The organism is Luteimonas salinilitoris, from assembly GCF_041300785.1.
Classification (GTDB): domain Bacteria; phylum Pseudomonadota; class Gammaproteobacteria; order Xanthomonadales; family Xanthomonadaceae; genus Luteimonas; species Luteimonas salinilitoris.
Window position 1 is genome coordinate 1 of the sequence record NZ_JBFWIB010000031.1, and the last position, 14,273, is coordinate 14,273.

Sequence of the window (14,273 nt, forward strand, 5' to 3'; positions counted from 1 at the left end):
GGGCGGCACGGTCATCTACGAAATCGTCGTGACCAACAATGGCCCGTCGGATGTGCTGGGTGCCCAGGTCAGCGATCCGCTACCGGACGGCATCGCCGATGCAAGCTGGACCTGCGAGGACGACGGCGGCGGCAGCGCCTGCGGAGCGGCGAGCGGCACGGGCGCGATCGCCACCACGGCGGACCTGTCGACGGGCGCCTCGGTCACCTACACGCTGACCATGACGGTCCCGATCGGCTTCGGCGGGGACCTCGTCAACACGGCCACGGTGGACGTGCCGGCCGGCATGACCGATGCCGACCCCTCCAACAACACGGCCACCGACACCAACACCGAGTTTACGACTCCGCCCGGCCCCAACCCGAGCGTGTGCAACATCGCCGACAACGGCTCGTTCGAGTCGCCGAACATCCAGACCGATCCGGAAGGTCCAGGCGACAACACGGCCCTTGTAAACGGCTTTGCGGTCTGGCGGACAACAACTAACCCGATAAGCGGCTGGGAAACGGCCGCCGGGACCATCGACATCCTGCGCCATTACAACAATGCCAGCAATGGACTGCAAAGCATCGACCTCTATGGCACGGCGGCGGCAACGTTACGGCAAACATTCACTGGCCTCGTCCCGGGAGCGCAGTACACCTTTTCGGTGGACTATTCCGGTCTCTCGGCAGCGAACTCGATTGCCGTCATTCAATTGGGAAATGGTGTCGGGGCGGCACCTGTCACCCTCGCGACGCTCCAGCCGGCTGCCGATGCCGTCAGCAACGGGACCGGCGGCATACCGGCGACGCCAGCCTATTCGGTCACCTGGAGTACCTTTAGGCATACGTTCACAGCGACAGGTACCGAAGCGACGGTTCAGTTCGTCAACAACGCCACTCCAGCAATCAGCGGTACCGGGCTTTTCGTAGATAACTTTTCCTTCGCCGGCGATCCATGTGCCGACCTGGGCGTCGTGAAGACCGTTACGCCGGAGGAGGTGAGATCGGGCGAAGCGGTGGTCTATACGGTGCAACTCATCAACAACGGCCCGGACCCCGCGAACGGCGCGATCGTGACCGACCCCGGCGTGCCGGACAGCCTGGAATGCACCGCGCTGACGTGCGCGGCCGACGCCGGCGCGGCCTGCCCCGCCGGCATCACGCCGGCGCAGCTGGCGGCGGGGCTGGCGATCCCGACCTTCCCCAACGGCGGCAGCGTCACCCTGGAGCTGACCTGCACGGTGACCGCGACGGGATTGTGAGCCGGCGCCGGTGGATTCGCTTTCGATTCGAGAAGCGGTGAAGCCGCGCAGCCTGGTTTCGTAGGAGCGCGCCATGCGCGCGATGCCCCCGAACCTCGCCGCGCCGCGCATCTTGCAATCCCGCGTCGCCGCTTCTTCCACCGCGGGGACTGCATTCCCCGGCGTTCCGGCTGCGCCGGTGCGTCGTACCGCGCCGGTTTCGCGCGCATGGCGCGCTCCTACGGGTGAGGGCGGTCGCGCAACAGGAATCCTTCCATCCATTGCCCGCCGCCTGACTTGCCCCGCGTGCGCTTTCTGCTCGAGGGCAATATGCCGCGCTCGGCCATCGCGTTGCTGGCCGGGTTGGAATACGAAGTCGATTTCGCCCGTGATCGCCTGAATTAAGCCGAGCCGCGAAGCGGCTTCGACTTGAATGAATTGTTATCCCGCATTCCGTTGACAGGCCCGGAGAGTGGAACCATAATGGTTCCATTACGGTTGGAGGCTGCCATGCCCACTACGTTGACATTGAAGAACATTCCCGACGAAGTGTACGAGCGCTTGAAATTGGCTGCCCAGACGCATCGCCGAAGCCTGAACAGCGAGGCGATCGTCTGCCTTGAGGCAGTGCTGGTGCCCACGAAAGTGGCGCCGAGCGAACGGCTTGCGCGTGCACGAGAACTCCGTGCCGGATTGGCCGCGAGCAAGTTCCGGGCGAAGGACATTGATGCGGCCAAGCGACAAGGCCGCCCATGATTGTTGTGGACTCAAACGTTCTGGCATATCTGTATTTGCCAGGAGAGTTCACGGTGGCGGCCGAAAATCTGCTTGAGCGCGATCCGGAGTGGGCCGCGCCGCTTTTGTGGCGCAGCGAGTTTCGGAACATTCTGGCCGGGTACCTGCGCCGCGGCAGTCTCAGCTTTGAACAGGCGAGTGCCCTGCAGAGCGAAGCCGAGCGGTTGCTCGCAGGACTGGAGTATGAAGTGGACTCTCGCAGCGTATTGGAACTGGTAAGAGGCAGCGATTGCTCAGCTTATGACTGCGAATTTGTCGCGCTTGCAGAACGGTTGGGGACGAAGCTTGTCACGATGGACGGAAAGATTCTCCGTGCTTTCCCCAAGATCGCGGTGGTCTTGGCTGCAGGCTAACCAGGTTGGCAGCCGTACCGGACGCGCAGATTGCGGCCCAAGCCCAAGCAACATCGGCCGTGCTGATCACGCGGGACCTGGATTTCGCCGACCTCCGGAAATAACCAGCGGAAGACTATTCCGGCATCGTAGTGATCCGGTTGCCGGACGATGCCATCGCCCAGGACGTCGTACGGGTGCTGGGAAGCTTCATGAGGCAGTCCCGATTCATCGGGCAGCTCGAAGGGCATCTGGTTATCGTCGAGCCGGACCGCGTCCGGTTCCGCCCGGCACTGGCCTGAAATCACCGGCACCGCATCTCGCGCCGACCTGCACGGTGACCGTTGAAGGAGTTGGGCGATGAGCAACAAGCACTTTGCCAGTGTGTGGGACGCGATCGAAGATGCGCCCGCACAGGCTGAAAACATGAAGCTGCGATCGGAGCTGATGATCGCGTTGAAGGACTACGTTGTGCGCGAGGGCCTGAGCCAGGCGCGAGCGGCCAAGGTGTTCGGCGTGACGCAGTCGCGCGTGTCCGACCTGGTACGCGGCAAGATCGACCTGTTCGGACTGGATAGCCTCATCAACATGGCCGCAGCCGCGGGCCTGCTAGGAGTGCTCGATTCCGGCGCGTGAGTTTTCCAGCCTTCGCAGCGTCAGTATCGCTAGGTGATGAGCGCGCCCAACGCGCCGGATGCGTCGTTGCAGGAATGGAACCACTGCCAGGGTTGTCAAAAGCAGAACGCCGAGATAAAAGCGAAGGTCGCAAGGCGACCATAGACCTGCAGAGACGAGCCTTTCGGAAGCTGCGTTGACGACATCGAAAGGCGTGCCAATCCCGCAGGATGCCTCTGGTCGAGGTGAGACATACAGGGCGAGGCCGAGCCCTGCCATTGCCGCAACGAATCCGAACCACTGGCGCAGCTCATTTCGCGCAAGATCCAACGCGTCGCGCGCCTGCTGCCATGCGAACACGTCGTCCGGTTTGTCGGCTAGAACGGCAGCCTGCTGCCAGGCCGTTTTTTGGAGTTTCAGGTGATAGCCGTTGAACTGAGCTGATGAGGTCAACAGCGCGTTCACGCCCATCGCAGCGACGACTATTCCAAATAGGATGGTCATTGCCATGACGGGAATGCCGAATAGCAGTAATCCAGCCGCGCCACGCAAGCCTAGTACCGCAAACAGCAACATGCTGATTACGATCGCAGCCATCAGGATGATCAAGCGGTGGCTGAGTTCTTCAAGCCGCGCGTCCGAGGGGACCTGAAATCTGACCTTGCCGAGATCCTCGTCTGCAGACCGCATCGCTGCCGTGATGGCCTGGTGGGTCGGGTCTTCGGGTGCATCTTGCTTCGACATGAGAATTTCCTTTCTCTGTTTGCGCGCGAGCGGTACGAATAGAAGGGGACGGAGTGGAATTAACCCATCTTTGCGCATTGTCCGCCTTTCGCCGCTGCTCACGAGCTTATTCAATCGAGCGAAAACATACTCGCTGCGCTCGTGGTTGATTGGAATGGCCAAGAGGCTATACGGGCCATGACGACGTGGAGACGATTCGCGAGGCGTCGGCGGATGCACGCGAATCCGTTGCTTGGTTTCCCAACATAAGGACTGGATTTCTCCTGCAGGCGCAGGAGGATTTCGGGTGCTTGACTCATCCTTCCAGTCGCGGCAGACTCGGCCTACGGAGTGTCAAAGCTCTTCACGTAGCGGTTCCCACCTCCGACAGTCCGGTGGGTTTTTTGTGCCTGCAATCTTGGGTACAGCCGATGCAGTCCCTGCGTCGGGAGGGCGGCTAATACAAGACCCGAAAGGGGAATACGCCCACCGTCTACGTGCGGCTTTGAACCTCCCGACACCTTGCGGCGTACCCGCCGCAATTCGGCACGGCTGCCCAGGGAGCACCACATGCGCAAGCACACAGGAAGTGAACCGTCCCGTCCCACGTCCATCGGCTACCTGCTGCCCGAGGACGCCCACCTGGCCCTGACCCAGACCCGCGACCAGCTGCGGTTGCTGGCACTCCTGGCCGACCCCCGCGGCTCCGACGAGCCCGATCTGATGCTGCGGCCCGGCGCCCTGGCCGAATGCTTCTGGCGCCTGGCCGGCGACCTGGACGAGGTGGCCGAGGCCGCGGCGTGGACGGGAAAAGGGGGCGGAGGGAATTAATCCCCGCGACCGGATTGTGAGCCAGCGTAGGGCGGAACCGCCGCAGGCGGTTCCGCTGGTGGATTCGCTTTCGATTCGAGAAGAGGTGAAGCCGCGCAGCCTGCTTTCGTAGGAGCGCGCCATGCGCGCGATGCCGGCGCGGTACGACGCACCGGCGCAGCCGGAACGCCGGGGAACGCAGTCCCGCGATGGAAGAAGCGGCGATGCGGGATTGCAGGATGCGCGGCGCGGCGAGGTTCGGGGGCATCGCGCGCATGGCGCGCTCCTACGGATGAGGGCGATTGACCGGCATGCCCGGAACCGAGTCCCGCTTTGGCCCGAGTCCCGCGAAGACGCGCAGCCATGCCCGGCGTTCACCACGACCGTCACCCGCGGGGGGGGGGGGGGCGCAATGTCGCGATCCGCGCCGCCGATACAGTTCGGTACGGACAGCTGGACAGACGAGGATTACAGTAGCGAAAGGTATTACCAGGTCGCTGAAGGAGCTACTCATGGCGTTGGCAACCTCGATCAAGCTCGATGATGAACTGAAGGGCCGGGTTCAGCATCTCGCCGAATCTCGCCGCCGGTCGGCGCACTGGATCATGCGCGAGGCCATCGCGCAGTACGTCGAGCGCGAGGAAAAGCGCGAGGCGTTCAAGCAAGATGCATTGCGTGCATGGAAGGAATATCAACGCACCGGCCTGCATCTGACGCTGGAAGAAGCCGATGCGTGGTTGGCGAAGCTGGAAGCAGGTGAAGATTCGGAACCGCCTTCGTGCCACACCTGATCTGGACGCCGCCAGCGCTGGCAGACGTTCAACGGCTCTACCGCTTCCCCGCCCTGAAGGATGCCGACGCGGCCCGCCGTGCGGTGAAGGAGATCCGCACAGGGGCCAAGATCTGGCGCACCGGCCGCGGATCGGGAGGCCGGTTGAAGACATGGCCACCGAGTTTCGGGAATGGCTGATCGGCTTCGGAAACAGCGGCTATGTCGCCCTGTACCGGTTCGATGGCGATAGCGTCAGCATCCTGGCTGTCCGGCACCAGAAAGAAACGGGGTATTGAAGGGGCCTGCCGGACCTTGCGCCCAGCCGGAACGCCGGGGAGTGCAGTCCCTGCGATGGAAGAAGCGGCGACGCGGGATCGCCGGATGCGCGGTGCGGCGAGGTTCGGGGGCATCGCGCGCATGGCGCGCTCCTACGGATGAGGGCGGCCGACGGCATGCCCGGTGCCGAGTCCCGCTTTTGGCCGGAGTCCCGCCCGGCCTCGCATCTCCCGTTGACCGCATGGTGACCGCTTGTCTTCCCCCTTTGAAAAAGGGGGATTGAGGGGGGATTTGCTTTGGTTTTGGCGTTGGCGGGGTGCCGCGAGGCGGCGCCGGCTTGAATGTTGTCAGGCCACGGCCAGTTTGAGCTTGCCGACACGCTGCAGGTCGACGCGTTGCCGTGCCAGCCAGAGATCATGGGCATCCTGCATGACAAGCCAGCTTTCGGGGGAGCGGCCGATCGCCTTGGAGAGGCGGAGCGCCATCTCCGGAGTGACCCGGCTGGTGCCCTTGAGGATACGGCTGAGCGTGGACGCAGCCACGTCCAGCTTCTCCGCAAGCTCGCGGCCGCTGATTCCGTTGGGCTCGAGGTAGATGTCGGTGATGAACTCACCAGGATGGGGAGGGTTGTACATGGCCATCAGTGATAGTCCTCATAGTCCAGGACGTAGGCGTTCCCATCCTGGAACTCGAACGTCAGCCGCCAATTGCCATTGACCGTTATGGACCAGCGTCCACGCATCTGACCTTTAAGCGGATGCAGCCGGAAACCGGGGATGTCCATGTCCTCGACAGCCTGTGCAGTGTCCAAGGCGGCTAGTTGCATCCGGAGCCGTTTGGCGTGGTTGGATTGGACGCCGGAGGTGCTGCCGGTCTCAAAGAGCTTGCGCAGGCCTTTGTGCCGGAACGATTTGATCATGGTGCGACTGTATCATGTTGCGCATCACGCAACAATCGACCTAGCCCGGTCCATCCCGACGCCTGATGGCGGGATGCCACAGCCCTGCGCCACTGTTTCGTAGGAGCGCGCCATGCGCGCGATGCCGCGGGCGTCTCCGGTCCCGGTCATCGGCGGTCCCGCCGCGAACCGGTAGGCGCGCCGGTGGACGGAATCGCATGGCGGCGCAACGCCCGCGGTATCGCGCGCATGGCGCGCTCCTACGGATCTCCGGCCGCGCCCGGCCGATGCCTTGCGTGTCCACGCAAACAGGTGAAGCACCTGAAGCCAGCGCCCATTCTTCCAGCCTTCTTTTTCAAAGGGGGAAGAGCGCAGGCCCACCCGTCCCCGCTTCGTCTCACTACGCATGAGACCGCTGTGTACGGCCGTTCGATGAATAGATGTAAAAATTTCGGTGATTTTTCGTGATTCAAACTGTGACGTAAATCACGCAGGATACCGGCCACTCAGCACATCGAACTTCTGACCGGCAGCACTTTCTGCCGGTTGGCCGGGGGCGTTTCAACCATGAGCAATCAACCCAAGATCCCGGGCGCGGGAGATTTCCGCGCCCGTGCCCTGCACGCGCTGCATCGCCGCCTGTCCGGCGGAAAGGCGTTGTTCGCCCTGTTGGCGGCGCTGATGCTGGGCATGTCGCTGCCGGCCGCGGCCAACGAGTGCCGCCTGGCCGATGCGAACTCCAACGGCGAGCACGTCGGCGAGATCTGCTGGTTCCAGTTCGGCGTGGTGGACGAGGAGCTGCCGAGCGGAACGACCAATGCGCCGTACGAGTTCGACCTGCCGGACGGGTCGCGGGTCGAGCTCAACGTCACCATCAGCGGCGGCAGCGCGGCCAACCCGCACCTGACCGTGCGCGAGGCGCCGACCTGGACCGGTTCCAACTTCAGCGGCAATTCCGGCTACTACACCATCCTCACGCCGAACGCGGCGGCGCTGCATTCGCCGAGCGGGGGGGGTGACCAGGTCGAACTGGTGTTTTCGGACATCCGCCTGTACGCGCCCGACGGCACCGAGGTCACCGACCTGCCGTTCGAGATCGTGGTCGCCGACGCCGAACGGCTGAACTCGAATCCACAGGAATACCTCGACTTCGGCGTGGTCTCGGGCGGCTCGCCCTGGACGTTGCTGGAGTGGCTGGGCGCCGCGCCCACCGGGGCGGTGCAGCAGGGCACGCCGGCGACGCTGGATCCGGGCCTGGCTTCGGCCTGCCAGGCCAGCTACGTCGACTGCCTGCGGTTCAAGGGCCTGACGGCCAGCAGTAACGCCAACGCGGTGGTGCTGTCCAGCCGCAAGATCGTCGGCAGCGCGGAGCCGTTCACGGTGATGGGCCAGATCCGGTCCACGGCGGGCCAGGGCTTCGCGGTCGGCATGCGCTGCTGCGAGCTGCGCCTGCGCAAGTCGCTGCCGGAAGGCCGCGCCGATCCCGCCGACCAGTTCACCTACAGCATCGTCAACGCCAACGGCGATACGGTCAGCACCGCGACCACCAGCGGGTCCGCGACCGGCGCCTATCCGTTCATCAGCACGATGGCGATGTCCGGCAATGCGCTCACCCTGGTCGAGGAGATGGCGCCGGGCAGCGTGTCCACGCTTGCGGCCTACGAGCGGCGCGTGGTCTGCGTCAACGCCAATACCAGCGAGGTCTTGCTGGATGCCGAGTACGATCCGGCCTCGCCGCCGGTACTGAATAGCCTGGAGATGGGCGACCTGGTCGAGTGCGACATCAGCAACACGCCGCTGCCGGCGCCCGTGCTGTCGGTGGAGAAGACCGCCGACCCGCCCGACGGCACCGAGGTGCAGCCGGGCCAGACGATCACCTACACCCTGACGACGGTGGCGAGCTCGACCACGACCGCGCCGTTCCGGCTGGTCGACACCCTGGGTGCGGGCCTGACCTTCGGTGAGGTCACCGAGCCCGGCAACTTCACCTGCAGCGGCGCACTGGATTGCGTGCTGCCGGCGGGCACCGCGGCGGGCACCTATGCGGTGACCTACACCGCGACGGTCGACGCCGATGCCACCGGCACGGTCGGCAACAGCGTGACGATCACCGAGAACGGCGGCGATCCGGATCCCGAGTGCACGACCTGCGGCACCGAGCACCCGATCACGACGGCCGTCGCCTACGATTTCTGCCCGGCCGGCGCGAGCCCGGTCTTCAGCATCGTCAGCGGCGTCGGCATCTGGCGCTACGAGCCGGGCGCTACCGCGGATGCCGCCGTCCCCGAACTGGACGAGACGATCTCCGGCGAGCTCAACGGCCTGATGGTCGATCCGGTCCGCAACCGCCTGCTCTTCATCTCCCGCAGCGGCGGCAACATCACCCTCTGGGCCTATGACGCCGGCAACGGTGGCTGGTACCAGGCGGCGCCGACGTTCGCGGCGCCCGATTTCCCGCGCGCTGGCATGACCCCCGATGGCGTCGGCTACCTGGTCGCCGGCAACAGCGCGACGCCGCAGGTCTGGCGGGTCACTGCCGATCCAACGCCCGGAAGCTTCGGCTATTCGGTCGGCAGCATCGGCAACCTGAGCTACGACGAGGCGCCGACGTCCAACAGTTCCGGCGACATCGCCTTCGATGGCAACGGCGTCGGCTGGCTGGTGGCGGGGCTGGATCTCTACAGTATCGACCTGGCCGGCGGCAGCCTGGCCGCCGTCCGGCAGACACGGCCGCTGATGGCGGACGGATCGCCCAGCAGCACGTCCTGGGCGGGCGTGGCGTTCGCCGACGACGGCACGCTGTACGTCGCCGACAACACCGCCAGCAGCGCCTACTACGCCTACGATCCCGCCACCGGGACGCTGACGCAGGCCGCGCCCACCGGCGCGGGGGCATCGCGCGATCTCACCTCGTGCGCCTTCCCGGTGCTGGCCGAGCCCGAACTGTCGGTCGCCAAGACGCTGGCCGAGGTCGACGGCGTCGCGTACGTGCCGGGCGCCGCGGTCGAGGCCGGCGACGTGCTGACCTACGCCATCACCATCGCCAACGCCGGCGGCACCGTCGGCACCCTGTTCGAGGGCGACGTGGTGGAGACGCTGCCGGCCGGCAGCGCATTCGTGGCCGCGGGCAACGACTTCACCTGCACCGGCAGCGACTGCCCGAACGACGCGACGTTCAACATTCCCGCCAACGACGCCGTGACCCTGGCTTTCGTGGTGGAGGTCGACGATCCGACGCCGTCCGGCGTCGACAGCATCGACAACGCCGTGACCGTCAGCGGCGTGGATTGCACGGCGCCCGGCAACGACTGCGACGAGACCACGCCGCTCGCGCCGGCGATCGCGGTGGTGAAGACCGCCGATCCCGGCGACGGCACCGAAGTGCAGCCGGGCGAGACGATCACCTACACCCTGACCACCACGGTGGGCGGCGGCGCCACCACCGCTGTCTTCGCCGTGACCGACACGCTGGGCGCGGGCCTGAGCTTCGGCCAGGTGACGAACCAGGGTGATTACACCTGCTCGGGGGAACTCGAGTGCTCGCTGCCGACCGGCACCGCCCAGGGCACCTATGCGCTGACCTACACCGCGACGGTCGACGACGACGCCACCGGCACGGTCGGCAACAGCGTGGTCATCACCGGTGACGGCGGCGATCCGGAACCCGAGTGCACGACCTGCGGCACCGAGCACACGATCGCGCCACCGGCGATCAGCACCGTCAAGTCGGCGAACCCCGCCGACGGCACCGAAGTGCAGCCGGGCGACACGATCACCTACACCCTGACCACCACGATCGCCACCTCGGCGACCACCGCGGACTTCGTGCTCACCGATACCCTGGGCACGGGCCTGAGCTTCGGCGCCGTCGTCGACGGCGGCGGCTTCACCTGCAGCGGCGAACTGGCGTGCACGCTGGCGGCCGGCGCGCAGCCCGACGTCTACGTGATCACCTACACCGCGACGGTCGACGACGATGCCACCGGCACGGTCGGCAACAGCGTGGTGGGCACGGGCGGCGGCGATCCGGATCCGGAGTGCACGACCTGCGCCACCGAGCACACGATCGCGCCACCGGCGATCAGCACCGTGAAGTCGGCGAACCCGGCCGACGGCACCGAAGTGCAGCCGGGCGACACGATCACCTACACCCTGACCACCACGATCGCCACCTCGGCGACCACCGCGGATTTCGTGCTCACCGACACCCTGGGCGCGGGCCTGACCTTCGGCCAGGTGACGAACCAGGCCGGCTTCACCTGCAGCGGCGAACTGGTGTGCACCCTGCCGGCCGGCACGGCGACCGGCAGCTATGCGGTCACCTACACCGTGACGGTCGACGACGATGCCGCCGGCACGGTCGGCAACAGCGTAGTGGGCACGGGCGGCGGCGATCCGGATCCGGAGTGCACGACCTGCGCCACCGAACACACGATTGCGCCGCCGGCGATCAGCACCGTGAAGTCGGCGGACCCGGCCGACGGCAGCCAGGTGCAGCCGGGCGACACGATCACCTATACCCTGACCACGAACATCGCCATCTCGGCGACGACCGCGCCGTTCCGGCTGGTCGATACGCTGGGCGCGGGGCTGAGCTTCGGCGCCGTCACCGATGCCGGCGACTTCAGCTGCGGCGGTGCGCTCGATTGCGTGCTGCCGGCGGGGACCTCGCCGGGCACGTATGTCGTGACCTACACCGCGACGGTCGACGCCGATGCCACCGGCACGGTCGGCAACAGCGTCGTCGTCACCGAGGACGGCGGCGACCCGGATCCGGAGTGCACGACCTGCGGCACCGAACACACGATCGCGCCGCCGGCGATCAGCACCGTGAAGTCGGCGAACCCGGCCGACGGCAGCCAGGTGCAGCCGGGCGACACGATCACCTACACCCTGACCACCACGATCGCCACCTCGGCGACCACCGCGGCGTTCGAGCTCACCGACACCCTGGGTGCGGGCCTGAGCTTCGGTGCCGTCGTCAACAGCGGCGACTTCACCTGCAGCGGCGAACTGGTGTGCACGCTGCCGGCCGGCACGTCGACCGGTAGCTACGCGGTGACCTACACCGCGACGGTCGACGCCGACGCCACCGGTTCGGTGGGCAACAGCGTGGTCGTCACCGGCGACGGCGGCGATCCGGACCCGGAATGCACGACCTGCGCCACCGAGCACACGATCGTGCTGCCGACGATCGGCACCACCAAGTCCGCGGACCCGGCCAACGGCAGCCAGGTGCAGCCGGGCGACACGATCACCTATACCCTGACCACGACCATCGCCACCTCGGCGACCACCGCGCCGTTCCGGCTGGTCGACACCCTGGGCGCGGGCCTGACCTTCGGCGTGGTCACCGATGCCGGTGACTTCAGCTGCAGCGGTGCGCTCGACTGCGCACTGCCGACGGGCACGCTGCCGGGCACGTATGTCGTGACCTACACCGCGACGGTCGACGCCGATGCCACCGGCACGGTCGGCAACAGCGTGACGATCGCCGAGGACGGCGGCGATCCGGATTCGGCGTGCACGGTCTGCGAGACCGAGCACCCGATCGCGCCGCCGGCGATCAGCACCGTGAAGTCGGCGAGCCCGGCCGATGGCACCGAGGTGCAGCCGGGCGACACGATCACCTATACCCTGACCACGACCATCGCCACCTCGGCGACGACTGCGCCGTTCCGGCTGGTCGACACGCTCGGCGCGGGCCTGACCTTCGGCGCGGTGACCGACGCCGGCGGCTACGCCTGCAGCGGCGAGCTGGACTGCACGCTGCCCGCCGGTACCCTGCCGGGCGCGTACGCGGTGACCTACACGGCGACGGTCGATGCCGACGCCACCGGCACGGTCGGCAACAGCGTGGTGATCGCCGAGGACGGCGGCGATCCGGATTCGGCGTGCACGGTCTGCGAGACCGAGCACCCGATCGCGCCGCCGGCGATCAGCACCGTGAAGTCGGCCGATCCGGCCGACGGCAGCGAAGTGCAGCCGGGCGACACGCTCACCTATACCCTGACCGCGACCATCGCCACCTCGGCGACGACCGCGCCGTTCCGGCTGGTCGACACCCTGGGTGCGGGGCTGACCTTCGGTGCGGTGACCGACGCCGGCGACTTTGCCTGCGGCGGCACGCTGGAGTGCACGCTGCCGGCCGGTACCCTGCCGGGCACCTACGCGGTGACCTACACCGCCACGGTCGACGCCGACGCCACCGGTACGGTCGGCAACAGCGTGGTGATCGCCGACGACGGCGGCGATCCGGATCCGGAGTGCACGACGTGCGCCACCGAGCACACGATCGAGCTGCCGACGATCGCGACGGTCAAGACCGCCGATCCGGCCGACGGCAGCGAGGTGCGGCCGGGCGACACCATCACCTACACCCTGACCACCACGATCGCCACTTCGGCGACCACCGGCACCTACCGGCTGGTCGACACGCTCGGCGCCGGGCTGGCCTTCGGCGCGGTGACCGACGCCGGCGATTTCGCCTGCGGCGGCACGCTGGAGTGCACGCTGCCGGCCGGCACCCTGCCGGGCACCTACGCGGTGACCTACACCGCGACGGTCGACGCCGACGCCACCGGTTCGGTGGGCAACAGCGTGGTGGTCGCCGACGACGGCGGCGATCCGGATCCGGAGTGCACGACGTGCGCGACCGAGCACACGATCGAACTGCCGACGATCGCGACGGTCAAGACCGCCGATCCGGCCGCCGGCGGCGACGTGCGGCCGGGCGACACGATCACCTACACCCTGACCACCACGATCGCCACCTCGGCGACGACCGAAGTGTTCAGGCTCACCGACACCCTCGGCCCAGGTTTGACGTTCGGCGAAGTCACCGATGCCGGCGACTTCGCCTGCGCCGATGCGCTGGTCTGCACGCTGCCGGCCGGCACCCTGCCGGGCACCTATGCGGTGACCTACACCGCGATGGTGGATGCCGATGCCGCCGGCACGGTGAACAACAGCGTGGTGGGCGAGGGCGGCGGCGATCCCGATCCCGAGTGCGCCGCCTGCAGCATCGAGCACGAGGTCGAGCTGCCGGCGATCAGCACCGTGAAGACCGCCGACCCGGCGGACGGCAGCGAGGTCAACGCCGGCGACGTCATCACCTACACCCTGACCACCACCGTCGCGACCTCCGCCACGACCGCACCGTTCGTGTTGACCGACACGCTGGGCGCCGGACAGACGCTGCTGGCCGATTCGATCGTGGCACCGGCCGGCGCCAGTTGCGAAGCGGCGCCGGAAGGCCCGGTCTGCACCCTGGCCGAAGGCGCGCTGCCGGGCAGCTACGTGTTCACCTACCAGACCCAGGTGGATCCGGATGCGCTCGGCGCGGTGGGCAACAGCGTGGTCGGCGAGGGCGGCGGCGACCCCGATCCGGAGTGCGCGACCTGCAGCACCGAGCATCCGCTGGCCGAGCCGGTGATCACCATCGCCAAGACCTCCGACCCCGGCGACGGCGAAGAGGTGAGCATCGGCGAGACCATCCTCTATACGCTGTCGGTGACGATCGAGAACGCCGCGATCGCCACGCCCGTGCAGTTGACCGACACGCCGGGCGCGGGCCTGACCGTGGGCACCCTGCCCGCCGGCTGTACCGGTGGCAGTGGCGGAATCGTGTGCACGGTGGCGATGGGCACGGTGCCCGGGGTCTACACCTTCAGCTACCCGGCGACGGTGGATGCCAGTGCCGTGGGCGAGGTGACCAACGCGGTGGTCAGCGAGTACAACGGCGGCCTCGAAGCGGTATGCCAGCCGTGCGGCACGTCGCACCAGCTGGCCGATGAGCCGGAACTGCGGGTGATCAAGACCGCGGGG

Annotated in this window: 11 protein-coding genes; 8 read left to right on the forward strand and 3 right to left on the reverse strand. The window is 67.0% G+C overall.

What is annotated here, in order from left to right; genetic code table 11:
- From AB5T46_RS19930 to AB5T46_RS19945, 4 genes are all read left to right on the forward strand, one after another.
- The coding region (locus AB5T46_RS19930) for a hypothetical protein (RefSeq protein WP_370565850.1) at nt 1-1,246 on the forward strand (1,246 nt) is incomplete at its 5' end.
- Between the two features lie 489 nt (nt 1,247-1,735).
- Nucleotides 1,736-1,981 (forward strand): FitA-like ribbon-helix-helix domain-containing protein, encoded by a 246-nt coding sequence (locus AB5T46_RS19935; protein ID WP_370565851.1) that lies wholly within the window; start codon nt 1,736-1,738, stop codon nt 1,979-1,981.
- Nucleotides 1,978-2,373, forward strand: coding sequence for a type II toxin-antitoxin system VapC family toxin (locus AB5T46_RS19940; protein ID WP_370565852.1), 396 nt, complete (start codon nt 1,978-1,980; stop codon nt 2,371-2,373). The genes AB5T46_RS19935 and AB5T46_RS19940 overlap by 4 nt, the downstream gene beginning before the upstream one ends.
- Nucleotides 2,374-2,712: 339 nt before the next feature.
- Nucleotides 2,713-2,988, forward strand: coding sequence for a helix-turn-helix domain-containing protein (locus tag AB5T46_RS19945; protein ID WP_370565853.1), 276 nt, complete (start codon nt 2,713-2,715; stop codon nt 2,986-2,988).
- Here AB5T46_RS19945 and AB5T46_RS19950 read toward each other — a convergent pair.
- Nucleotides 2,962-3,711 carry a hypothetical protein gene (locus AB5T46_RS19950; RefSeq protein ID WP_370565854.1) on the reverse strand — a complete coding sequence of 250 codons (750 nt, stop codon included), beginning with the start codon at nt 3,709-3,711 and terminating at the stop codon, nt 2,962-2,964. The genes AB5T46_RS19945 and AB5T46_RS19950 overlap by 27 nt on opposite strands.
- Nucleotides 3,712-4,260: 549 nt before the next feature.
- Between AB5T46_RS19950 and AB5T46_RS19955 the strand changes: the two genes are divergently transcribed.
- From AB5T46_RS19955 to AB5T46_RS19965, 3 genes are all read left to right on the forward strand, one after another.
- Nucleotides 4,261-4,521: an XAC0095 family protein gene (locus AB5T46_RS19955; protein ID WP_370565855.1), complete on the forward strand. Its 261-nt coding sequence runs from the start codon at nt 4,261-4,263 to the stop codon at nt 4,519-4,521.
- Between the two features lie 491 nt (nt 4,522-5,012).
- Complete coding sequence (locus AB5T46_RS19960) at nt 5,013-5,291, forward strand: CopG family ribbon-helix-helix protein (RefSeq protein WP_370565856.1); 279 nt, start codon at nt 5,013-5,015, stop codon at nt 5,289-5,291.
- A gap of 151 nt (nt 5,292-5,442) precedes the next feature.
- Entirely contained in the window at nt 5,443-5,568 is a 126-nt protein-coding gene (locus AB5T46_RS19965; protein WP_370565857.1) for a hypothetical protein, read from the forward strand.
- A gap of 327 nt (nt 5,569-5,895) precedes the next feature.
- Here the strand turns inward: AB5T46_RS19965 and AB5T46_RS19970 are convergent, their stop codons facing one another.
- Together AB5T46_RS19970 and AB5T46_RS19975 are read right to left on the reverse strand one after the other, a co-directional pair.
- Nucleotides 5,896-6,189 (reverse strand): HigA family addiction module antitoxin, encoded by a 294-nt coding sequence (locus AB5T46_RS19970; RefSeq protein ID WP_370565858.1) that lies wholly within the window; start codon nt 6,187-6,189, stop codon nt 5,896-5,898.
- Nucleotides 6,189-6,467 carry a type II toxin-antitoxin system RelE/ParE family toxin gene (locus AB5T46_RS19975; protein WP_370565859.1) on the reverse strand — a complete coding sequence of 93 codons (279 nt, stop codon included), beginning with the start codon at nt 6,465-6,467 and terminating at the stop codon, nt 6,189-6,191. Before AB5T46_RS19975 ends, AB5T46_RS19970 begins: the two co-directional genes overlap by 1 nt.
- Before the next feature lie 546 nt (nt 6,468-7,013).
- Here AB5T46_RS19975 and AB5T46_RS19980 point away from each other — a divergent pair.
- On the forward strand, nt 7,014-14,273 hold a 7,260-nt coding region (locus tag AB5T46_RS19980), incomplete at its 3' end, for a DUF7927 domain-containing protein (protein WP_370565860.1).